The 22206-nt window shown below is 70.8% G+C and carries 16 protein-coding genes; 8 read left to right on the top strand and 8 right to left on the bottom strand.

Translation table 11 applies throughout. From position 1 onward, the window contains the following. Positions 1-13 precede the first annotated feature (13 nt). Positions 14-4834, top strand: a complete 4821-nt coding sequence (locus tag ABTZ94_RS15955; RefSeq protein WP_351201469.1) for a coiled-coil domain-containing protein — start codon at positions 14-16, stop codon at positions 4832-4834. Positions 4835-4922: 88 nt separating this feature from the next. Here the strand turns inward: ABTZ94_RS15955 and ABTZ94_RS15950 are convergent, their stop codons facing one another. Then, positions 4923-5405, bottom strand: a complete 483-nt coding sequence (locus tag ABTZ94_RS15950) for a hypothetical protein (protein WP_502967251.1) — start codon at positions 5403-5405, stop codon at positions 4923-4925. A 402-nt stretch (positions 5406-5807) separates the two neighbouring features. On the opposite strand from ABTZ94_RS15950, the gene ABTZ94_RS15945 reads away from it, so the two are divergent. From ABTZ94_RS15945 to ABTZ94_RS15930, 4 genes are read left to right on the top strand one after another with little or no spacing between them, the layout of a single operon-like run. Then, positions 5808-8708: a sensor histidine kinase gene (locus tag ABTZ94_RS15945; protein WP_351201467.1), complete on the top strand. Its 2901-nt coding sequence runs from the start codon at positions 5808-5810 to the stop codon at positions 8706-8708. After that, complete coding sequence (locus tag ABTZ94_RS15940; RefSeq protein WP_351201465.1) at positions 8705-9148, top strand: roadblock/LC7 domain-containing protein; 444 nt, start codon at positions 8705-8707, stop codon at positions 9146-9148. The genes ABTZ94_RS15945 and ABTZ94_RS15940 overlap by 4 nt, the downstream gene beginning before the upstream one ends. A gap of 9 nt (positions 9149-9157) precedes the next feature. Continuing rightward, positions 9158-9580, top strand: a complete 423-nt coding sequence (locus ABTZ94_RS15935; RefSeq protein WP_351201463.1) for a DUF742 domain-containing protein — start codon at positions 9158-9160, stop codon at positions 9578-9580. Continuing rightward, entirely contained in the window at positions 9561-10166 is a 606-nt protein-coding gene (locus ABTZ94_RS15930; protein WP_351201461.1) for a GTP-binding protein, read from the top strand. The genes ABTZ94_RS15935 and ABTZ94_RS15930 overlap by 20 nt, the downstream gene beginning before the upstream one ends. A 196-nt stretch (positions 10167-10362) precedes the next feature. Here the strand turns inward: ABTZ94_RS15930 and ABTZ94_RS15925 are convergent, their stop codons facing one another. The 4 genes from ABTZ94_RS15925 to ABTZ94_RS15910 all read right to left on the bottom strand — a co-directional run bounded on the left by ABTZ94_RS15925 (position 10363) and on the right by ABTZ94_RS15910 (position 13360). Next, a complete protein-coding gene (locus ABTZ94_RS15925; RefSeq protein ID WP_351201459.1) occupies positions 10363-11553 on the bottom strand; it encodes a lipid-transfer protein in 1191 nt (396 codons plus the stop codon). Then, entirely contained in the window at positions 11550-12041 is a 492-nt protein-coding gene (locus ABTZ94_RS15920; protein ID WP_351201457.1) for a Zn-ribbon domain-containing OB-fold protein, read from the bottom strand. The genes ABTZ94_RS15925 and ABTZ94_RS15920 overlap by 4 nt, the downstream gene beginning before the upstream one ends. 49 nt (positions 12042-12090) lie before the next feature. Next, entirely contained in the window at positions 12091-12438 is a 348-nt protein-coding gene (locus ABTZ94_RS15915) for an Mpo1-like protein (RefSeq protein ID WP_351201455.1), read from the bottom strand. 115 nt (positions 12439-12553) lie between these two features. After that, on the bottom strand, positions 12554-13360 hold the full coding sequence (locus ABTZ94_RS15910; protein WP_351201453.1) for a M15 family metallopeptidase: 807 nt from the start codon (positions 13358-13360) through the stop codon (positions 12554-12556). 57 nt (positions 13361-13417) lie between these two features. On the opposite strand from ABTZ94_RS15910, the gene ABTZ94_RS15905 reads away from it, so the two are divergent. Then, positions 13418-13960 carry an NUDIX domain-containing protein gene (locus ABTZ94_RS15905; protein ID WP_351201451.1) on the top strand — a complete coding sequence of 181 codons (543 nt, stop codon included), beginning with the start codon at positions 13418-13420 and terminating at the stop codon, positions 13958-13960. Between the two features lie 35 nt (positions 13961-13995). On the opposite strand, the gene ABTZ94_RS15900 is transcribed toward ABTZ94_RS15905, so the two are convergent. Beyond that, on the bottom strand, positions 13996-16347 hold the full coding sequence (locus ABTZ94_RS15900; RefSeq protein WP_351201449.1) for a glycoside hydrolase family 31 protein: 2352 nt from the start codon (positions 16345-16347) through the stop codon (positions 13996-13998). Positions 16348-16570: 223 nt separating this feature from the next. On the opposite strand from ABTZ94_RS15900, the gene ABTZ94_RS15895 reads away from it, so the two are divergent. Together ABTZ94_RS15895 and ABTZ94_RS15890 are read left to right on the top strand one after the other, a co-directional pair. Next, positions 16571-18547 carry an acetoacetate--CoA ligase gene (locus ABTZ94_RS15895; protein WP_351201447.1) on the top strand — a complete coding sequence of 659 codons (1977 nt, stop codon included), beginning with the start codon at positions 16571-16573 and terminating at the stop codon, positions 18545-18547. Between the two features lie 67 nt (positions 18548-18614). Further along, on the top strand, positions 18615-19541 hold the full coding sequence (locus ABTZ94_RS15890; RefSeq protein WP_351201445.1) for a DUF8829 domain-containing protein: 927 nt from the start codon (positions 18615-18617) through the stop codon (positions 19539-19541). Between the two features lie 60 nt (positions 19542-19601). Here the strand turns inward: ABTZ94_RS15890 and ptsP are convergent, their stop codons facing one another. Together ptsP and ABTZ94_RS15880 are read right to left on the bottom strand one after the other, a co-directional pair. Beyond that, positions 19602-21272 carry a phosphoenolpyruvate--protein phosphotransferase gene (ptsP, locus tag ABTZ94_RS15885; RefSeq protein WP_351201443.1) on the bottom strand — a complete coding sequence of 557 codons (1671 nt, stop codon included), beginning with the start codon at positions 21270-21272 and terminating at the stop codon, positions 19602-19604. Positions 21273-21348: 76 nt separating this feature from the next. After that, positions 21349-21798 carry a PTS sugar transporter subunit IIA gene (locus ABTZ94_RS15880; protein ID WP_351201441.1) on the bottom strand — a complete coding sequence of 150 codons (450 nt, stop codon included), beginning with the start codon at positions 21796-21798 and terminating at the stop codon, positions 21349-21351. Positions 21799-22206 lie beyond the last annotated feature (408 nt).

Below are 22206 nucleotides of genomic sequence, written 5' to 3'. Positions count from 1 at the left end.
AGAGTCCGCCGCCATGTACGAGCTGTCCCGGGTCCGCCTCTACTCCATCGGGCCTGCCGGTGCGCGCTACGCCGACACCGTTCTCGACCTGCGTGGAGTGGGCGAGCCCGTACCCAACCCCGCCCCGGCACAGGCGGAGTTCTTCGAGGAGGAGCCGGTCGGCCCGCCGCGCCGCCCCGCCCCCGCCGGTGTGCTCTTCCTGGAGAACGGCGGCGGCAAATCGGTGCTGCTGAAGCTGATCTTCTCGGTGATGCTGCCCGGCCACCGCAACACCCTCGGCGGCGCCAGCTCCGGCGTACTGCGCAAGTTCCTGCTCGCCGACGACTGCGGACATGTCGCCCTGGAGTGGCAGCACACCCTCACCGGCGAATGCGTCGTCGTCGGCAAGGTCAGCGAATGGCGTGGGCGGCAGGTCTCCAACGACCCGCGCAAGTTCGCCGAGGCCTGGTACTCCTTCCGCCCAGGGCCCGGTCTCAGTCTGGACTCCCTGCCGGTCGCCGAGGCCACCTCGGTGCACCGCCCCGTCGAAGGCGCCTCCGGCGCGCAGGGCCGACGGCGCACGATGAAGGGCTTCCGCGACGCCCTGACCGAGGCGGGCAAGTTCTACCAGCACCTCGATGTGCACTGGGAAGAGATCCACGACCGCTGGAACGAGCACCTCGGAGACCTCGGTCTCGACCCCGAACTCTTTCGCTACCAGCGCGAGATGAACGCCGACGAGGGCGAGGCGGCCGGCCTCTTCGCGGTCAAGAAGGACTCCGACTTCACCGACCTTCTCCTGCGCGCCGTCACGGACACCCGTGACACGGACGGACTCGCCGACCTGGTGAGCGGTTTCGGCAACAAGCTGGGGCGCCGAGCCGAGCTGACCGCGGAGCGCGACTTCACCGCGGGCTCGGTCGATCTGCTCGGCAGGATCGTCGAGGCCGCCGCCACCCGGTCCCGCGCCCGGGACATCCACGCGGGCGCCGAGCGCCGCACTCGTACGCTCGCCCGCAGGCTCTCCGCCCGCGCCGGCCAGGAGCGCGGCCGGACCGCCGAGCTCGCCCAGCAGGTGACGGGTGCCGCCCACACCGTCACCACGGCCGAGGAGGCCCGCAGCCGCAGCGCCCTGATCGCGGCCGAACTGGCCTACCGGCACGCCTCCCTGGCCCTGACCGCGGCAGAGAAGGGCGCGGCCGCCCAGCGCCGCGAACTGGTCGACGCCCGCACCCTGCACTCCGCCTGGCAGGCCGCCGAGGCCGTACTGCGGCACCGCGCCGCCGCCGACCGCTCCGCCCGTGTAGCCGTCGCCATCCGCGAGGCCGAGCGCGACGCCGCGCCTGCGCTCGCCGCCCGCGCCGAGACCGCCGCCGATCTCGTACGGGCCCTGCACACCGCGGCGGAGGCCGGCGAGACCCTGGCCAACAAGGAGGAGGAGCGCTCCGACACCCTGCAGGCCGCGGGCGAGACCGCCCACCGCGACGCCACCACCGCAGCCACCGAGGCCCAGCGCGCCCGCAGCGAGGCCGGACATCTGCGCCAGCGCCTTGCCGAGGTCGAGCAGGAAACAGCAGAGGCGGTACGGGCCGGCTGGCTCGACAACACCGCGCCGGACGCAGACCCGGCTCGCGCCGCCCTCGCCGCGAGCGACGCCGAGCAGTCCGCCGTCGCCGCGTGGGACACCGCCAGGGAGGCCGCCCGCTCGGCGGCCGACCTGGCCAGGGAAGCCGCAGCCGCCGAGAGCCGCGCCGAACTCGCCGCGGCGCGCGCCGCCGATGCCGCAGAGGCCGCGGAACAGTCGTACGAGGCCGAGCTCAGGGCCGCCGAGTCGATCGCCGCCGACCACCGACTGGCCGACCTGCTGGGCCTGCCGGCCACGCACGGCACAGGCGTTCCCAGGCCCCGCCGCGGAGCAGCCGGGGCGGAGACGGACCCGGACGCCCCGCACGGCGCGGACCACCAGGACCGGCACCAGGAACAGGCAGGTCGGGCGAGTCAGGGAGGGGAGACGGACCAGCCGGGCCAGACCGCCCACGGCACGCACACCGTCACCACCGGACAGCCCGCCGCCCACGAACAGCCGCTCACCGCCCAGGAGCTGGACCGCAGCGCCGACGAACTGCGGGAGCTGCTCGACCAGGGCATCGCCTCCGCCGAGCGCCGCCTCTTCGAACTACGCACCGCGGCCGCCGACGACTCCCGCATCCTCGGCGCACTCGGCGACGGCGGACTGCTGCCGCCCGGCCCCGATGTCCTCGCCACCGTCGAATACCTCGGCGAGCACGGCATCCCCGCCCTTCCCGGCTGGCGATACCTCGCCCAGGCCGTCGACCCCGCCGACCACGCGGCCGTACTCGCCGCCCGTCCCGAACTCGTCGACGGCGTGGTCATCACGGACCCCGACTCGCACGCCCGCGCCCGCGACGTCCTGAGCGGCGCCGCCCTGCTGCCGCGCTCCGCCGTCGCCGTCGGCACGGCCGCCGCGCTGCTCGCCCCCGTCCCGGCCACCGGCCCGGGCTCGGCTGCGAGCGCGGAAGGGGTGTTCCTCGTTCCGCCGAACCCGGCGATGCACGACGAACACGCCGCCGACGAGGAGCGGCAGGCCCTCAGGAGCAGGGCCGCCGCTCGCGACGAGGACATCCGTGCCCTCGCGGCCCGCCTCACCACCGACCGCTCCCTCGCCGCCCGCATCGGCTCCTGGCGCGCAGACTGCCCGCCCGGCATGCTCGCCGAGCTCGCCGAAGCAGCCCGTACCGCCCGTTCGGCCGCCGCGGCGGCAGAAGCCGCACTCGCCGAAGCCCGTACCGTGCGCGCCGAGGCCGACGAGGCCGCTGCGGACACCGCCCGCGTCCGCGACGAACGCCAGGAGGCCGCCCAGCGCGCCCGCCGCGCCGCCGACGCCCTCGCCGGCCTCGCCCACCGGCTCCGCGAACGCGCTCGCTGGCAGGCGAAACTGCGCGAACTGATCGACGAGGCAGCCGAGTCCGAGGCCCGTGCCACCGTCTGCCTGGAGCGGGCCCGCGCCGCCGACGAGGACCGCAGGGCCGCTCAGCGTGCCGCCGACGACGCCCGCCGCACCGCCCGCGCCCTGCGAGCCGAACGCGCCGAGATCGCAGGCGCCCCCGAACACCTCCCGGAACCCGAGGGCGACACCCCGCGCACCGCGCTTCCCACGCTGCGGGAGGCCTACCGGGCCGCATCCCAGCTGTACGAGAAGGTGGGCGTCGGCGCCGACCTGCGCGCCGAACAGGCCCGCGCGGAGAGCGACGAGAGCGCCGCCCTCGCCGAGCTGGACCGGCTCACCAACAAGGTCCGCACCCGGGCCGCCCAGCTGCTCGAAGGCACCGACGGCGCCGACGGCCCCTCCAGGCAGGCGGCCGCCGCCCGCGCCGAATCCCTGGTCCAGCTCCTGGAAACCAGGGCCTCCACCGCGAGCGAGCAGCTGGGCCGGCTGCGGGGCGAGGCCGAGCGCCTGGCCCCGGCCGACGGCGAGACCCACCACACCGAACTCCCCGACGCGCTGGTCCCCGCCGACGCCGAGCAGGCCCAGGCCCTCCTGCGTACCGCCATGGCCGAACTGGCCTTTGCCACCGCGACCCTGGACACCGCCCGCGCCGCCCACGCCGAGTTGCTGCACGCCCACCGCACCGCCGAGGACTCGGCAGGCGGCTTCGACGAGACCGCCGCGCTACTGCGCGACCTCCTCAGGGACCACGGCGCGGACGACGACACCGAGGCCCCCGAGCCGTACTCGGGCAGCCTCGACGAGGCCCGGCAGTCCGCCGCAGAGGCCCGCCGTTCACTGCGAGGCTGCGCCACCGACCTGTCCGCCGCCGAGAGCGCCGTACGGGAAGCGAGCGACGTCCTCGTACGGCACGCCAACTCCACCCGCTACGAACAGGTCCGCACCCCCGCCCGCCAGCAGATCCGCGAGCTGCCGGCCGCGGCACTGCCCGAGCACGCCGAGAAGTGGGCCGCCGCCTTCGCACCCCGGCTCCGTGTCCTCACCGACGAGCTGGCCCAGTTGGAGCGCAACCGCGGCTCCATCGTCGACCGGCTCCGCGGCCTCGTGGAGTCCGCGCTCACCACCCTCCGCTCCGCCCAGCGGCTCTCCCAGCTTCCCGAAGGACTGGGGGAGTGGTCAGGCCAGGAGTTCCTCCGGATCCGCTTCGAGGAACCCGATCAGGCGACGCTCACCGAGCGGCTCGGCGAGGTCATCGACGAGGCCACCCGCGCCGCCCTGAGGAAGAACTCCGACCTGCGCAGGGACGGCATGTCCCTCCTGCTGCGCGGTGTGCAGGCGGCGCTGGAACCCAAGGGCATCGCCGTGGAGATCCTCAAGCCGGACGCGGTGCTCCGTGCCGAACGCGTCCCGGTCGGACAGATGGGCGACGTCTTCTCCGGCGGCCAGCTGCTCACCGCCGCCATCGCCCTGTACTGCACGATGGCCGCACTTCGCAGCAACGACCGGGGCCGCGACCGGCACCAGCACCGGCACGCGGGCACGCTCTTCCTGGACAACCCCATCGGCCGCGCCAACGCCACCTATCTGCTGGAGCTCCAGCGCGCGGTGTCGGATGCCCTCGGTGTGCAGCTGCTCTACACGACCGGACTCTTCGACACCACGGCGCTTGCCGAATTCCCGCTGGTCATCCGGTTGCGCAATGACGCGGACCTGCGGGCCGGACTGAAGTACATCAGTGTGGAGGAGCACCTTCGTCCCGGGCTGCCGCAACAGGACCCGAACGGCGAGACGGTGCACGGCGAGATCACCGCCACCCGCATGTTCAAGCGCGCCACGACACTGCCCGACACAGCCCGGGTTCCCGCTCAGGGCCCGTCCGGCAAGTAGGCACGACGAGCAGGGACGGCGAGCAGGGAGACAGCCCGGCCGCAAGCCGCGCGAGCCCGGCCGATCCACAGGACAGGTCGGGCGGCGCTCAGGCCCGCGAGAGGCTGCCCGCGTCCCGCCGGCGTATCCGCGCATCGTCCCGCTGCGCGGCCCGTGCCGCCCGCCGGGCTCTGCGCCGCTCACGACGCAACTGCCGCGCCGAACTGCTCGGCGTGGACACCACGCCGTTGCGCTGGTTCCAGACCTGCCGGGTGATCCAGACATCCAGCACGGCCCAGGTCGCGGCGACCGTGCTGCCCACACTGCTCAGCACCATCGGAAAGGCAAGCCAGGACCCCGTCAGCGTGCACAGGAACGCCACCATGGCCTGGATGATCGTCAGCGACATGATGAGCACGGCACGCACGGCCGCCTTACGGACCGGGTCCGGCATCCGTCGCCGTATCGCAAGCTCTTCCACCCAGAGCTGCCGGTGCTGCTGGCGCGGGATCTTCGCCCTGCCGGTCGCCGCCGAAGCCACCGTCGCCGCCGGTGCCGACGACACCGGACTCCGACGCTCTTCCGTATCCAAGGACTCTCAACTCCCCAGCAATGTCGGACTTCAGGGTTGCTGCCCGGCATGCGCCGCTTCTACGCGGGTGGACCGGACCGTCCTGCCCTGAGTGCCCCCCGTGTTCCCTCTGCCTCGTACAGAGAGACGACTGATCAGCTGTGAAGATTCCCTCGATCCATCACCGAACAAAGAATTCCAGCCAACTGCCCTACCGGACAGTGTGATGCCCTGACAGGTGCCTTCTGCCACTTTCGCGAATTTCATTGCCTGGAATACCGGGACAACTCATGATCAACGCTGGGGAGTGCGGCTGAAAATCGTCCGGACATCTCTTCGAGTTGTCTCTCTGTCGGTAGTAGGCTCGCGCCGTTTGTTGACGGAACACGACCACCGCCCCGCGGGGCCGGGCTGGAGGAGGCCATGCGCTTTCGCGGGAAGTCCATCCGCAGGAAGATCGTGGCGTTGCTGCTGGTGCCGCTCGTGTCTCTCACCGGACTCTGGGGTTTCGCCACCTTCCTGACGGGGCGCGAGGCCGGCCACCTGATGAGCGCGAGCACCATCGTGGAGAAGGTCGGCCATCCTCTGGAAGACACCGTCCGTGCCATTCAGGACGAACGTCGCCAGACCCTTGTCTTCCTTGCTGACCCCCGGGCCTCCAATGCCCTCCCTCTTCTGCAGCGCCAACGGGCAGCCACCGACCGTGTCGTGGCGGACGTCCAGGACAGCGCACGGCAGAAGGACATCCGCGATGCACTGCGGCCCGAGGACGAAACACAGCTGAACTCTGTCCTCGGCACGGTCGAGGGCCTCGGCGCACTCCGCGCTTCGGTCGAGAAACGCACCATCGACCGCCTCAAGGCGATGGAGTTCTACGACCGTCTCATCGACCCCTGCTACCGCTTTTTGACCGGTCTGCGCACGATGGAGAACGTGTCGATGGACAAGCAGGTCCGCGCGCTCGTCGGTATCTCACGAGCCCGCGAAATGCTCTCCCGCGAAGACGCTCTGGTCGCCTCGTCACTCATCGCCGGACGGCTCACCGCTTCCGAACTGCGCCAGATCTCCGACCTCGTCGCCCATCGCAAGCTGCTCTACGAGATCAATGGCGAGATGCTTCCCTCTTCGGAGCGCCAACGCGTGGAGCAGTACTGGGCGAGCCCGGACAGCGAAGCGCTGAGGACCGTGGAGAACACCCTCATCAGCGGTGGTCCCACCCGGGACCCGCGAGCGGTCGACGCCGAGCGCTGGCAGGAGGTGGCCCCGCCGGTCCTGGACCGGCTGGCCAACGACTCCACCGAGATGAACAACCGTTTCCAGGACCGCGGCAAGCCCGCCGGCTACAGCGTCCTGATCAAGGCCGGGGTCGCAGGTGTCCTCGGATTCCTCGCCCTGCTCGCCTCGGTGTTCGTCTCCGTACGCATCGGCCGTGAGCTCATCCGTGACCTCTCCCGGCTCCGCAAGGACGCCCATGAGGTCTCCGGCGTACGGTTGCCCAGCGTGATGCGCCGCCTCGCCGCGGGTGAACAGGTCGACGTCGAGACCGAGGCACCGCACCTCCAGTACGAACGGGACGAGATCGGCCAGGTCGGGCAGGCCCTCAACACCCTGCAACGGGCCGCCGTCGAAGCCGCGGTCAAGCAGGCGGACATGCGCCGCGGGGTGTCCGAGGTCTTCGTCAATCTCGCCCGCCGCAACCAGGTGCTGCTGCACCGTCAGTTGACGCTCCTTGACGCCATGGAGCGTCGCACCGAGAACACCGATGAACTCGCGGACCTCTTCCGCCTCGACCACCTGACCACCCGCATGCGGCGCCATGCCGAGGGCCTGGTGATCCTCTCCGGTGCCGCACCGTCCCGTCAGTGGCGCAAGCCGATCCAGCTGATGGACGTGGTTCGGGCAGCGGTCGCCGAGGTCGAGGACTACGAACGGATCGAGGTCCGCCGGCTGCCCCGCATCGGTGTGGGCGGCCCCGCCGTCGCCGACCTCACCCATCTGATCGCCGAACTCCTGGAGAACGCCACCGTGTTCTCACCCCCGCACACGGCGGTCCAGGTGCACGGCGAACGCGTCTCCAACGGCTTCACGCTCGAAATCCACGACCGCGGCCTCGGCATGGCTCCCGACGTCCTCCTCGACGCCAACCTGAGACTCGCCGAGACCCCCGAGTTCGAACTCTCCGACACCGACCGGCTCGGTCTCTTCGTGGTCAGCCGGCTCGCTCAGCGGCAGAACGTCCGTGTCTCGCTGCAGACTTCTCCGTACGGTGGCACGACCGCCGTCGTGTTCATCCCGGCGGCGCTGCTCACCGACGCCCCAAAGACGCACGGCACCGGCTTCCGCCTGGACCGGCGGTCGGAGAAGGCGATCGGCAGTGGCGGAAGGACGGCGAGCCAGGGACCGGGCAGCGCCAAGGACCGCGGGGACGGTGTGCCGGACCGCCGCGCCACCGGTAGGCCCTCCGGCCTCGCCCCCGTCCCCGCCGGCCGCGTGGACCCGGCCCTCCTGGACGGGCCCGTCGAGCTCGAAGGACCCGTAGGAGCGCTGGGCTTGGACAGCGACCCCGTACTCGATCCGCTGCTCGACCCCCTGCTGGGCGGTGCTTGCGACATCGACGACACCGAGAGCGAACGCGGCAGCATCTTCCGCGCCCGCGACCTCCGGCGCGACGGTGACCGCGAACAGCACCAGCAGGCGTCCGACCATGCGGGGGAGCCCGCGGCCGGCGTACGGGCGATGCGCGCCGGCGGCCCGGCACCGCTGCCCCGCCGCAAACCGCCGACCCTGGTCGCCGACAACGGACGCCGGGTCGACGAGGCGGGCCGCGCCCACCCCACGTCCGCCGAGCACGACTCCTCACCCGGTCCGGCCGGCACCGGCGGTCCCGCCACCGGCGCCGGGATCAGGCCGTCGGCCGCCGGCCCGTGGCCCTCTGCCGTCGACACCGCAGGTCCCACCGAGCCGCGGCACCCCACCGAACCCCGGCAGCCCACCGGCTTCCGGAAACCCGTCGAGCCCGCCAAACCTCCTCAGCCCGCGCCTGAGGCAGCGCCGAGCGCGGCCCGGGAGACCGTGGGCGGTCTGCCCCGGCGCATCCGGCAGGCCAGCCTCGCCCCGCAGCTTCGCGAAGTCTCCGGCGGCCGCGATGCGGAGTCGGCGGTGACGGAACCGGCTCAGGACTTCGAGCGCGATGCGGACGAGGTACGCAGCCGCATGGCTTCGCTCCAACGCGGCTGGCAGCGCGGCCGTCGGCAGAACGCCGAGGACGTGACCGGTCCCGGTGAAACAGCACAAGGAACCAATCCGGGAGGGGACGGTCGATGACCGCACCGAACGCCGCAGCACCCGACGCCGCACGCCAGGGCTCAGGCCGGCTCAACTGGCTGCTCGACGAACTCGTCGACCGCGTCGCCAGCATCCACAAGGCGCTGGTGCTCTCCAGCGACGGCCTCGCCACCGGCACGTCCAAGGGCCTGACCCGCGAGGACAGCGAACATCTGGCGGCCGTCGCCTCCGGATTCCACAGCCTCGCCAAGGGCGTGGGACGCCACTTCGACGCGGGCCGGGTCCGCCAGACCGTTGTCGAACTCGACGAGGCGTTCCTCTTCGTCACGGCGGCCGGTGACGGCAGCTGTCTCGCCGTTCTGGCCGACGCCGAATCCGACGTCGGCCAGGTGGCGTACGAGATGACGTTGATGGTCAAGCGCGTCGGCGCCCACCTGGCCAACGCCCCCCGGACGACCGGTCTGTCCGCCGGGGGGTGAGTGGACGGCATGAGCGCTGACTCCTCCAGATCTCCGGCAACGCCCACGCACCCGCAGGCACCGCGCTGGTACGACGCCGACGCGGGCCCTGTGGTCCGTCCGTACGCGATGACCCGGGGCCGTACCAGCAGCGCCTCCCGTCATCGGCTCGACCTGATCGCGGTCGTCGTCCCGGAACCCGCGGCAGACGATCACGGCCGGGACCAGACGCTCTCCCCGGAGCATGTGGAGATCGTCGAACTCTGCAGTGACATGCCCCAGTCGATCGCCGAGCTCGCGGCAGGCCTGGACCTCCCCGTCGGGGTGGTCCGGGTGCTGGTCGGTGATCTCGTCGAGGACGAGCTGGTGCACGTAACCCGTCCCGTTCCGCCGGCCGAGCTGCCGGACGTGAACATTCTTCGCGAGGTGATCAATGGCCTTCGGGCGCTCTAGCCGCAACAGGCGGCCCGTTGAGCCCGTTACCCTGAAAATCCTGGTGGCGGGCGGCTTCGGAGCGGGTAAGACGACTCTGGTGGGCGCGGTCAGCGAGATCAGGCCGCTGCGTACGGAGGAGAGACTCAGCGAAGCGGGCCGCCCGGTGGACGACCTGGCGGGCGTGGAGGCGAAGACCACTACCACCGTGGCCATGGACTTCGGCCGGATCACACTCCGCGATGACCTGGTGCTGTATCTCTTCGGTACGCCGGGGCAGGACCGTTTCTGGTTCCTGTGGGACGAACTGGCCCAGGGCGCGCTGGGAGCGGTCGTGCTCGCCGACACCCGGCGGCTGGAGGACTGCTTCGCGGCGGTCGACTACTTCGAGCGCCGCGCGATTCCGTTCACCGTCGCAGTCAACTGCTTCGAAGGAGCGGACAAGTTCCCCACCGAGACGGTGCAGTCGGCGCTGGACCTCGACCTCGAGGTGCCGGTGCTCATGTGCGACGCACGCGACCGCTCCTCCGCACGGGATGTTCTGGTGGCGGTCGTCGAGCACGCGGTGGCCCGCGTGGAGCGCCCCCGCGAGCCCGCAAAGACGTAGGGACCCATCCGGCGGACACAGCGCAAGGAACGCGGCCCGCACCCCCGCCGACCGGGGTACGGGCCGCGCGTTGTTGCCTGACTGAGCAAGGATTTTTCTCCCCGTGTGATGGGTCGTCAAGACTGCTGACAGCAAGTGCTGTTCACGGCAGGAGCCGTACGGCCCGGTGCGCAATGCACATCGGCAGGGAGAGCGCTCAGCGAACAGCGACGACTGCGGAACCGTGGCCGAACAGCCCTTGATTCGCCGTGATCCCGACCCGCGCGGCCGGAACCTGCCGTCGGCCCGCAGTGCCGCGCAGTTGCCATGTCAGCTCGCAGACCTGCGCGATGGCCTGCGCGGGCACGGCCTCCCCGAAGGAGGCGAGCCCGCCGCTCGGATTGACCGGGATACGGCCACCGAGCGCCGTCGCCCCCTCACGTACGAGCTTGGCGCCCTCACCCGCACCGCAAAGCCCGATGTCCTCGTACCACTCCAGCTCGAGAGCGGTGGACAGGTCGTACACCTCGGCCAGGGACAGATCCTCGGGCCCGACGCCCGCCTCCTCGTACGCCGCCCGGGCGATCGAGGCACGGAAGCTCTCCTCGGCCGGCTCCACGGCGACCGCCGAATCGGTCGCGAGGTCCGGAAGGTCGAGTACGGCCCTCGGGTAGGTCGGCGTCACGGTGGAGACGGCGCGGATACGTACCGGATCCGCGGCCCCGTGACGCCGGGCGAACTCCATGCTGGACAGCACGAGCGCCGCCGCGCCGTCGGACGTCGCACAGATGTCCAGCAGCCGCAGCGGATCGGCGACCACGGCGGAGGCGGCGACCTGTTCGGCGGACACGGGCGTGCGATAGCGGGCGTTACGGTTCAGCGCACCGGCCGCCGCGTTCTTCACCTTGACCAGCGCGAAGTCCTCCGGGGTGTCTCCGTGCACGGCCATCCGGCGGCGGGCGTACAGCGCGAAGTACGCGGGGTTCGTCGCGCCGAGCACCCGGAAGCGCAGCCAGTCGGGATCGTCCGGCCGGTCGCCGCCCGCCGGGGAGAAGAACCCCTTGGGCGCGGCGTCCGCACCCACCACGAGCACCACCTCCGCCATGCCGGCGAGGATCTGCGCCCTGGCGGTGTTGATCGCCTGGGCGCCCGACGCGCATGCCGCGTACACGCTGGCGACCCTCGCACCCTGCCAGCCGAGCGCCTGCGCGAACGTTGCGCCGGCCACGTAGCCCGGGTAGCCGCCGCGCACGGTGTCCGCGCCGACCACCGACTGCACGTCCTGCCAGCCGATCCCCGCGTCACCGAGTGCCGTCCGGGCCGCCACCCTGCCGTACTCGACGAAGCTGCGCCCCCACTTGCCCCACGGATGCATCCCGGCGCCGAGGACGGCCACCTCCCCGGTCATGCCGCACCGCCCCCGGACCGGCCGGTGCCCTCGGACGGCACCGGCCGCCAGTGCCAGGTCGTCCACGCCGGGCCCGAACCGGTCCCGGCGCCCCCGCTCAGCACGCCCGGGACCACCTCGACGGTCATCCCGACCGCCAGATCCGCGACGCCCACCCCCGGCGCGGCCTGGCCGAGGACCACCATGCGCTCGGCCGCCAGCTCGACGGCCACCAGCGTGTACGGCTCCCAGGGCACGTCGGGGTCGGAGAGGTAGGGGGCAGGCGGCCGGTAGCGGCCGTCCGTGTACGACCAGACCGTGCCACGCCGGGAGAGCGGCACCTCGGTCATCCGTCCGCCCGCGCACCGCGGATTGCGGCAGAAGGTGTCCTGCCGCGGGAAGAAGACCGATGAACAGGCCGAACAGCGGGTGCCCAGCAGCCGGAAGTCCTGATCGGTGCTGTCCTCGGTGAACCACCCAGCCACCACTGGTGTGCGTGTCTGCGACAAGACCCCTCCCCGGCAATGTTTCTGACGGAACGTCAGAAGTGTGCCACGGTCAGCGGTTGTCGGCGAGCCACTTGGCGGCGGTTTCTGCCAGCTCCCGGTCGCGGCCCGCCAGCATCATCCGGATCATCTGTATGTCGCCGCGCAGTGACCAGGCAGGATGCCCGAAGGTCGCCGGGTTGTTCTTCTCGATCAGGAAGTGTGCGGGCCAGGCGGTGCCGTACCCGATCAGAGGCAGCGCGGCCGCGTACCTCTTGCGCCCCCGTGCCAGGCCGTATGCCGTGACTGCGAGCCCGGTGAGGGTGCCCGTCAGATGGACCCAGCGAGTCGCGGCCCTGGAGTGCATCGCGACGTAGTAGGGCCAGAACTCTTCATACGAATCGAACGTCTGTTGTGGCATACGGGCACCGTAATGGCTTGAGCGGCAGCCGGAAACGGCCGATCCGCGTCCGAGAGGAAGAACGGGCGGCCGGAACCCACGGAGGTGGTCCCGGCCGTCCGTTTCAGCACGCGCTTCAGTGCCCCGCGACGGACCTCCTGGCCACCGGGAAATCGAAGTAGGTGTCCGGGAACGGCTCGGGCTTGAAGGTGTAGTGCCACCATTCCTCGGCCAGATTCACAAAGCCGGCGTCGGTGAGCGTCTTCTTCAGGAACTGCCGATTGGCGCGCTGAGTTCCCTGGATGCGCGGGTCATCGGTGTGCGAGAGCGTGTCGAAGCAGTCGAATCCCGTGCCCATGTCCACGGAATTGTCCGGGAAGCGGTCGGCCTCGGGGGCATAACAGGGCACCGGCTTCTGGCCCGGCAGATATGGCCCGGTCGGCGTGGCGGGCAGTTTCACCAGCGTCAGGTCCGCGGTGCTGCCGCGGCTGTGCCCGGATTTCTCCGCGATGTAACCGTCCGCGAACAGCCGCGTCTTGTCGACCCGGGGGTAGAACTCGCCCTTCATGGTCTCGTCGTCGAGATCCTTCGCCCACCGTACGAAGTGGTCGACCGCCCGCTGCGGCCGGTAACAGTCGTACACCTTCAGCGAGTAGCCCTGCTTCAGCAGTCGGGTCTGCGCGCGGTGCAGGGCACGGGCCGCCGGCCGGGTCAGGATGCAGACCGGCCGGCGGTAGCCGTCCACCGGCATGCCCATGAAGTTGTGTGCCGTGGGGTAGCGCATCTCCTGGATGATCGTCGGATCCACCGAACGCAGCGCGACGAACTCCTCGGGGGCCTTCGGCTCGGGCTTCGCCTGCGCCGCGGGGGCGGTGGCAGTGACGGCGAGCAGGGTGGCGGCAGCGGCTGCCAGGACACGGAGAGCGGAAGCAAGACCTGTCATGGGCACATAATTCAGCAGTGCGGGGCGGCCCGGCAGGCGTTCGGATACAGTCCGCGCGTGTCTGTGCCCACGAGCAACCCCGACAAGCCGGTCAAGGACTCCCACTGCGGCAGCTGCGGAGCGCTGTACGCCGCCTCGGTGTCCCGCACGGCATGGCCCCGCACCTGCACCGTCTGCGGCGACACCGCCTACCGCAACCCGCTGCCGGTCGCCGTTGCCCTGCTCCCCGTCACCGACCGCGACGGCACCGGGCTCGTCATCATCACCCGCACCATCCCGCCCCACCGCGGCGGTCTCGCCCTCCCCGGCGGCTTCATCGACCACGACGAGGACTGGAAAAACGCAGTCGTACGTGAACTCCGCGAGGAGACCGGCATCGAGGCAGACGAACAGGACGTCCGCCTCGCCGACGCCCTCAGCGCCCCGGACGGCCATCTACTCCTCTTCGGCCTGCTCCCGGAACGCTCCGCGGCCCGCCTCCCGCCCTCCGGGCCGACCCACGAGACCTCCGGCTTCCAGTTGCTCCGCACACCCACCGAGCTCGCCTTCCCCCTGCACACCCGGGCCGCCCGCACGTGGTTCGAAGGCGGCTACCGCTGACCGGCCCGACGGCCCGTGCGTACACCGCGACCGACCTACAACCCCCGCACGCGCACCGGGTAGTTCACCAGTCCCTGCTCGCCCTCCCGCTCCACCAGAACCATCCCGTCCACCAGCCGCGACGTATACCGCTCGACCTCCGCCCGCTCCCAGCCGTCACCCGCATCCCGGACCACCAGGCCGCCCCCACTGCGCCCTGCGGCCGGAGCCCACACCTCCAGCTCCACACCCCCGTCCGCACCCCGCACCGGCAGCACCGCACCCGCCCGCGCCAACACCGGCACCCGCGCCAACGGAGCATCCAGCAACACCTGCCCCGGCCCCTCGTACACCTCACCCGTCGCCGTGTCGTACCAACGCCCCCGCGGCAACCGCACCGCCCGGCGATCCGCACCACGCTCCAGCACCGGCGCCACCAGCAACGCGTCACCCAGCAAGAACGCGTCCTCGCACTCCCGCAACGCCCGCTCCCCGGGCGCGCCCCACCAGAGCGGCCGCACATACGGCGCGCCGGTCAGCCGGGCCAGCTGCGCCAGCGTCACGAAGTACGGGCGAAGCCGCTCCCGCTCCTCCAGCGCGGCCCGCGCATGCGCAAGCACTTGTGGCCCGAACTCCCACGGCTCCCGACGCCCCGCGTCGATCGCCGCATGGGTACGGAACAACGGCAGATACGCACCCAGCTGGAACCACCGCAGATACAACTCCGGCGACGGCGACCCGTCGAACCCGCCCACATCCGGCCCCGAATACGGCACCCCGCACAGCCCCAGCCCCAGTACCAGCGCCAGCGAGGCCCGCAGCCCGGGCCAGCTGGTCTCCACATCACCGGACCAGGTCCCTCCGTAACGCTGCATCCCCGCCCAGCCGGAACGCGAGAACAGAAAAGGACGTGTATCCGGCCGCAGTCGACGGAGCCCTTCGTACCCGGCACGCGCCATCTCCAGCCCGTACACGTTGTGGGCCTCGCGGTGATCACCCCCGCGGCCCTCCAGAGAGTGCCGCGCCGACCGAGGCAGCGTCGGATCCCCGAACGCCGCGAACGACACCGGCTCGTTCATGTCGTGCCACACACCGGAGAACCCCTGCGCAAGCCGCTCCTCGTACAGACCGCCCCACCACCCCCGCACCTGCGGATCGGTGAAGTCCGGATACACGCACTCACCCGGCCACACCTCCCCGCGCACCGCCCGCCCCCGCGCATCCCGGACGAACGCCCCGCCGCTCCCGACCGCCGTACCCGAGTCGAACACCGCATTTCCCGGCTCCGCCTTCACCGCCGGATCGACGATCGACACCAGCCGCACCCCGTCCTCCCGCAGCTCCTTCGCCAGCCCCGGCAGATCGGGAAAGCGCCCGCGGTCGACGGTGAACACCCGGCACGCGTCGTGGTGATCAATGTCCAGATGCAGCACCGACAAGGGCAACCCCCGCTCCCGGTACCCGGCAACGATCCGCCGCACCTCCCGCTCGCTCCCGAACCCCCAACGGGCATGCTGCGGACCCAGTGCCCAGGACGGTGGCAGCGCGGGCGCACCAGTCAGTGCCGTCCAGCCCTGCAGCACCCGGGCCGGCGTACCGGCCATCACCCAGCAGCGCAGCGGCCCCCCGTCCATCCGCACCTCACACATTCCCAGACGGTCATGGCCGGATCCCGCACCCTCCTCGCCCTCGCGCAGCGTCACCCTCCCCGACCAGGTGTTGTCGTGGAACATCAGATGCGTCCCCGCATCGGAGACCACCACCTGCACCGGCATCGTCAGATACAGCGGATCGTCACCCGGCCCGAAGCGTCCACCCGGATCGGTGTTCCACAGCGCGTACACACCGTCCCGCAGTCGCGGCCCCGACGCCCGTCCGCCGAGCCCGAAGAACCGGGCGTCCGCCGGCACCTCGGAACGCTGCACCCACCGAGCGGCACCACCCGCCACCGGCTCCCACCAGCGCGGCGGCAACTCGCGCCGGAGCACCACTCCGCCAGGAGTACGCAGTTCCACGGCCCCGTGCCGCGACACCGCAACGGTCAGCCGTTCCGAGACCACCTGCCAGCCGCCGTCCTTGTCCGGTTCCAGCTCGGCCCGCGGATCCGGCTCGGGCGCCGCACCGGCCAGTGCGTACGACGGCAACGGCTCCGCCCCGTCCCAGCCCCAGAACACCGAACCGCCCACCGCGACCCGGACCCGCAACTTCGAACGTGCGAAGCGCACCACCCCCCCGCCCGGCCCCGGCTCCGCCCCCACCACAAGTCCCGGCACTCTCGCCCGCTCCGCACCGCGCCGCGGCAGCGCCCGCGCATCCGCATTCCGACGCCGCAAGGAGGAGCGCACCGAGCGCAGCGCCTGCACCGAACCGACCATCTTCACCGAGCGCACCAGGTCACGACCGTTCATGCAGTTCACCCTGCCACCCGACAGGGCGGGCGCGGGCTGCGTTCAACTTCCGTTCACCCGTGGCCGGACCACATATCCGCACGCGCGACCATGGGGGGCGAACCCTGGTGCGAAAGACGATCACATGGCATCGTCCGTAAAAGCCGCCTCGTGCGCACACCCCAGCACGTGTGCGCGCGACTCACGCCCATCCCGCGTACCCGTACAGCCAGGGAGCCGCCCCATGACCGCAGCAGCCAACGAAGCCCCCCTCTGGCAGCCCGGCCCCGACCGCATTGCGGCCGCAGCCGTCACCCGCTTCCAGAGCTGGGCGGCCGAGAGGTACGGAGCACCGGCCGACGGCGGCTACCCGGCCCTGCACCGCTGGTCGGTCGATGAGCTCGAGACGTTCTGGCAGGCCGTCGCCGACTGGTTCGACGTACGGTTCTCCACCCCGTACGAGTCCGTCATCGGCGACCGCACCATGCCCGGCGCCCAGTGGTTCCCCGGCGCCACCCTCAACTACGCCGAACACGCCTTGCGCACCGCGCAGGACCCCCTGCGCGCGGACGCTGCCGCCCTGCTCCACGTCGACGAGACCCACACCCAGTTCACCCTCTCGTGGTCCGAACTCCGCCGCCGGGTCGGATCGCTCGCCGCCGAGCTCCGTGCCCTCGGCGTCACACCTGGCGACCGTGTCAGCGCCTACCTCCCCAACATTCCCCAGGCCGTTGTCGCCTTCCTCGCCACCGCGGCCGTCGGCGGCGTCTGGACCTCCTGCGCCCCCGACTTCGGTGCCCGCAGCGTCCTCGACCGCTTCCAGCAGGTCGAACCCGTCGTCCTCTTCGCCGTCGACGGCTACCGCTACGGCGGCAAGGAACACGACCGCGCCGACACGGTGGCCGAGCTGCGCCGCGAACTGCCCACCCTGCGCGCCGTGGTCCACATCCCGCTGCTGGGCACCGACGCCCCGGAGGGTGCCCTCGAATGGTCCGCCCTCACATCCGCGGACACCGAGCCCGTCTTCGAACAGGTCCCCTTCGACCATCCGCTGTGGGTGCTCTACTCCTCCGGCACCACCGGACTCCCCAAGGCGATCGTCCAGTCCCAGGGCGGCATCCTGCTGGAACACTTCAAGCAGATCGGCCTGCACTGCGACCTCGGCCCCGACGACCGGTTCTTCTGGTACACCTCCACCGGCTGGATGATGTGGAACTTCCTCGTCTCCGGCCTGCTCACCGGGACCACGCTCGTGCTGTACGACGGAAGCCCGGGCTATCCGGACGTCAGCGCCCAGTGGCGCGTCGCCGAACAGACAGGAGCGACCCTCTTCGGTACCTCCGCCGCCTATGTCATGGCCTGCCGCAAGGCCGGCATCCACCCGGGCCGAGACTTCGACCTCTCCCGCATCCAGTGCGTCGCCACCACCGGCTCCCCGCTCCCGCCCGACGGTTTCCGCTGGCTGCACGACGAAGTCGCCGAGAATCTCTGGATCGCCTCCGTCAGCGGCGGCACGGACGTCTGCAGCTGCTTCGCCGGCGCGGTCCCCACCCTCCCCGTGCACATCGGCGAACTCCAGGCCCCGTGCCTCGGCACGGACCTCCAGTCCTGGGATCCCGCAGGCCAGCCGCTCATCGGCGAGGTCGGCGAACTCGTTGTCACCGCACCCCTGCCCTCCATGCCGATCCGCTTCTGGAACGACCCCGACGGCAGCCGCTACAACGACAGCTACTTCGACATGTACCCCGGCGTGTGGCGTCACGGCGACTGGATCACGATCACCGAACACGGCTCGGTCGTCATCCACGGCCGCTCCGACTCCACCCTCAACCGCCAGGGTGTACGGATGGGCTCCGCCGACATCTACGAAGCCGTCGAGCGGCTCCCCGAGATCCGCGAATCGCTCGTCATCGGCATCGAGGAGCCCGACGGCGGGTACTGGATGCCGCTCTTCGTCCACCTCGCCGACGGCGCCGCGCTCGACGACGACCTGCGCAACAGCATCAAGCAGACCATCCGCGAGAACCTCTCCCCGCGTCATGTCCCGGACGAGGTCATCGAGGTCCCCGGCATCCCGCACACCCTCACAGGAAAGCGCATCGAGGTTCCGGTCAAACGCCTCCTGCAAGGCACGGCCCTGGCCAAAGCGGTCAATCCCGGCTCGATCGACAACCTCGAACTCCTCCACTTCTACGAGGACCTCGCTCGCAAGCGTGCCTGACCGGCCACATTGTCAGTACCCATGATTACTCTGAGTGAGCAATGATCGACAGCGCACCGGGGGATTCATGGCACACATCAGGAACACCAAGCACAGCGCGACCGCCGGGTACAGCCGGTCCGGCACGTCCATGCGACGTACGCTGCGCCGCGAAGCACCCAGCACCATCGGCCTCCTGGCCGACGAGCAGGACTTCGCGGCGATGCAGCGCTACCGCACCTTCACCTTCGACGACCACACCATCTATCTGCAGCAGGTCGAGGGCCTGCTCAAAGCCCTCGCCGCGCAGGGTATGCACGCCACGGTCGCGCTCTTCGACCCGGAGGAGTTCGCGGAGTTCTGCACCGAGTCGGGAATCGTTCCCGACGCTCCCGCCAGCCGCAGCCGTTTCACCGCCGAAATCGCCGCAGTCGGCGCCACCGTCGCGTACACCGGGCAGCCCATCGACACGCTGATCCCGCTCCTGGTCAGCCGAGCCGTCCGCCGGGCCACCTGGGAGTACGCCACGATGACCCTGGCCGGCCTCGGAGACTGTGCGGACTGCGGCCAGGACATCGGCCGCGCCGCCTTCGACCGCGCCTCCCACCTGCTGCTGCGCATGCTGGAGACGGCAGGACCGGGCACTCACCACCTCGTCTGCAGCACCCCCACCGAGAACGAGCACCTGCTCGCCGTCCTGCACACCGAGCGCGACACCACGGGACCCGCCCGCCTCGAAACAGCGGAAGGAGCCGAGTTCGTCACGGTGCTCGCCGTCGGCATCGCCCTGGAAAAGCCCGGGGGAGTCGTACTGCGTACGAGCAACCCCGGCACCCAGGACCGGGTCCACGGCTGGCGACTGGCCCGCGGCAGCCTGGTCCCGCTCACCGCCGGTGAGGTCTTCAGCGCCTATTGCACCGACGCCGACACCGGCGAACCGGTGGCCCCGGAGTCACATGTGGAGTACTGCGCGGGCTTCGACCTCGGCGCGGACGAACCGGAATCACACCACTGACAGCCGAAGGGGCTCCCCGCCACCACGGCAGGGAGCCCCTTCACCACAGACGCCGCAGCGCTACTCGCCCGACAGCACCGCCTGAGCCGCCCCCCGTGCCTCTTCGGCGGAGTCCGCCGCACGCGCGGCAGAAGCGGCACGCTCGCACTGCGCAAGTGTGTACTTCGCCAGCGTGGCGCGGACATAGGGAATGGCCGCGGCCCCCATCGACAACGACGTCACGCCCAGACCCGTCAGGACACAGGCGAGCAGTGGATCGGATGCGGCTTCACCACAGACACCACAGCTCTTGCCCTCGGCCATGGCCGCCTCCGCCGACAGCGCCACCAGGTCGAGCAACGCGGGCTGCCACGGATCCTGCAGCCGGGACACGGCACCCACCTGACGGTCGGCGGCAAAGGTGTACTGCGCGAGGTCATTGGTGCCCAGCGAGAGGAACTCCACCTCCTGCAGGATCGAGCGCGCCCGCAGTGCCGCGGACGGAATCTCCACCATCGCGCCGAACTTCGCCCGCAGCCCGGCCTCACGGCAGGCGTCGGCAAAGGCCTTCGCATCCTTACGGTCCGCCACCATCGGAGCCATGACCTCGAGGTAGACAGGCAGACCCTCGGCCGCCTTCGCCAGCGCGGCCAGCTGGGTCCGCAGTACCTCGGGGTGGTCCAGCAAGCTCCGCAGCCCGCGCACACCCAGTGCCGGGTTCGGCTCGTCCGCCGGCGTCAGGAAGTCCAGCGGCTTGTCGGCACCGGCATCCAGCACCCGCACCACGACACGTCCCTCGGGGAACGCCTCAAGCACCGCCCGGTACGCCGCAACCTGCTTCTCCTCGGACGGCGCCTGCTTGCTGTCGTCCAGGAACAGGAACTCGGTACGGAAAAGCCCCACGCCCTCGGCGCCGGCGTCGACGGCCGCCGGCACATCGCCCGGCCCACCGACATTGGCGAGCAGCGGGACTTTGTGACCGTCGGAGGTCGCACCGGGACCGGTCGAGGCGGAGAGTGCCGCCTTGCGCGCCGCAGCGGCGCTCTCCATTTCCGCACGCTTCTCGGCGCTGGGCTCGACGAAGATCTCACCGGTGCTGCCGTCCACCGCGACGACGGTGCCCTCGGCCAGCTCAACGGCACCGGGGAGTGCCACCACGGCAGGCACACCGAGCGCCCGCGCCAAAATCGCGCTGTGGCTGGTCGGCCCGCCCTCCTCGGTCACGAAGCCGAGCACCAGAGCCGGGTCGAGCAGCGCGGTGTCGGCGGGTGCGAGATCCCGTGCGATCAGTACATAGGGCTCGTCGCTGTCCGGCACACCTGGCATCGGCACACCGAGCAGGCGGGCCACGATCCGGTTGCGCACATCGTCGAGGTCGGCAACCCGACCCGCCAGGTACTCCCCGGCGTTGGCGAGCAGCGCCCGGTAGGCGGCGAACGCGTCGTAGACGGCGCGCTCGGCGGTGCTGCCGACGGCAATGCGTCGCTCCACATCAGCCATCAGCTCGGGGTCCTGCGCCATCATGGCCTGAGCCTCGAGCACATGCTGAGCCTCGCCACCGGCCAGGTTGCCGCGCGCAATCAGGTCGGCCGCCACGGCCTCCACAGCCTGGCGAGCGCGCCCCTGTTCGCGCTCAGCCTCCTGGGCCGGGATCTGCTTGGCCGGCGGTTCGAGTACCGCCGTACCCATATGACGCACCTCGCCGATCGCCACTCCGTGGCTCACACCGACGCCTCGCAGCGTTGTCTCCATTTCACCCGTCCCCGGTTGTGCGGCGGTCCGTGCCTCCGCGGTGGATATCCAGTCGGCTGTCACTGCGCCGAGTCCGTCACTGCCAACCGAACAACGTGTCGCCGATCTTCACGTCCCCGTCCTCGCGGAGGTCGGAGAGGGAATCAGCGGTGGCCTCCAGCGCGACGATCGGGCACACAGGGGACTTGCCGGCCGTCTCGACGCCCACAGGATCCCAACGCACGATGCCCTGACCACGCGTGACCGTGTCCCCCTTGTTCACGAGCAGCTCGAAGCCTTCACCATTGAGCTGAACGGTGTCGATGCCGAGGTGGACGAGAACGCCGCGCCCGTGCTCGTCCACGACGACGAACGCGTGCGGGTGCAGGGAGACCAAGATGCCGTCGACCGGCGATACGGCCTCGGACGGCTCGCGTACCGGATCAATGGCGGTTCCAGGACCCACCATCGCGCCGGAGAAGACCGGGTCCGGTACCGCAGCGAGCCCGATGGCACGGCCGGCAAGAGGGGACGTCACAGTGGTCATAGGGAACCTCCCAGGGGTGGAGCTTGAAGGGCGCCGTCACAGCTTGTGAGGGACGGCGTACTGTTCAGCAGGGTAAGTCATAAGAAGTTCCGGTTCCGCCCGAGTCCTGATGGTTTACGGCCTTGGAAGGGCGCCGGAAACGATTTGCTTCGCCCCTAGGCGGCCTGTACTGTCGTACTCCTGCCTGGCCCCACCACGACTTTGAGTCGGGGGTCGGCGGCGACTTTTAAGCCCTGACTCTAACTCGGATCGGCACCTGCATGCCTGCAGGAGGTTGGTCAAGGGAAATGAAAAGGCCTGATAGAGTCGGACTCGCCGGAAAGGGAAACGCGAAAGCGAAGAACTGGAAAGCAGCCCCGCTTCGACCGGGAATCGGACACGAAAGAGTCTGATAGAGTCGGAAACGCA

It is taken from the genome of Streptomyces sp. NPDC002785 (assembly GCF_040295565.1).
Taxonomy (GTDB): Bacteria; Actinomycetota; Actinomycetes; order Streptomycetales; family Streptomycetaceae; genus Streptomyces.
The sequence above is the reverse complement of the archived record's forward strand: the minus strand, read 5'-3'. Positions and strand labels throughout refer to the sequence as shown.

What these genes read in the sequence shown, in the direction of transcription:
- ABTZ94_RS15910 (WP_351201453.1), bottom strand. Translation starts at nt 13,360, where the DNA reads ATGACAGGTCTTGCTTCCGCTCTCCGTGTCCTGGCAGCCGCTGCCGCC.
- ABTZ94_RS15955 (WP_351201469.1), top strand. Translation starts at nt 14, where the DNA reads ATGTACGAGCTGTCCCGGGTCCGCCTCTACTCCATCGGGCCTGCCGGT.
- ABTZ94_RS15935 (WP_351201463.1), top strand. Translation starts at nt 9,158, where the DNA reads ATGAGCGCTGACTCCTCCAGATCTCCGGCAACGCCCACGCACCCGCAG.
- ABTZ94_RS15945 (WP_351201467.1), top strand. Translation starts at nt 5,808, where the DNA reads ATGCGCTTTCGCGGGAAGTCCATCCGCAGGAAGATCGTGGCGTTGCTG.
- ABTZ94_RS15930 (WP_351201461.1), top strand. Translation starts at nt 9,561, where the DNA reads ATGGCCTTCGGGCGCTCTAGCCGCAACAGGCGGCCCGTTGAGCCCGTT.
- ABTZ94_RS15925 (WP_351201459.1), bottom strand. Translation starts at nt 11,553, where the DNA reads ATGACCGGGGAGGTGGCCGTCCTCGGCGCCGGGATGCATCCGTGGGGC.
- ABTZ94_RS15900 (WP_351201449.1), bottom strand. Translation starts at nt 16,347, where the DNA reads ATGAACGGTCGTGACCTGGTGCGCTCGGTGAAGATGGTCGGTTCGGTG.
- ABTZ94_RS15915 (WP_351201455.1), bottom strand. Translation starts at nt 12,438, where the DNA reads ATGCCACAACAGACGTTCGATTCGTATGAAGAGTTCTGGCCCTACTAC.
- ABTZ94_RS15940 (WP_351201465.1), top strand. Translation starts at nt 8,705, where the DNA reads ATGACCGCACCGAACGCCGCAGCACCCGACGCCGCACGCCAGGGCTCA.
- ABTZ94_RS15895 (WP_351201447.1), top strand. Translation starts at nt 16,571, where the DNA reads ATGACCGCAGCAGCCAACGAAGCCCCCCTCTGGCAGCCCGGCCCCGAC.
- ptsP (WP_351201443.1), bottom strand. Translation starts at nt 21,272, where the DNA reads ATGGAGACAACGCTGCGAGGCGTCGGTGTGAGCCACGGAGTGGCGATC.
- ABTZ94_RS15890 (WP_351201445.1), top strand. Translation starts at nt 18,615, where the DNA reads ATGGCACACATCAGGAACACCAAGCACAGCGCGACCGCCGGGTACAGC.
- ABTZ94_RS15880 (WP_351201441.1), bottom strand. Translation starts at nt 21,798, where the DNA reads ATGACCACTGTGACGTCCCCTCTTGCCGGCCGTGCCATCGGGCTCGCT.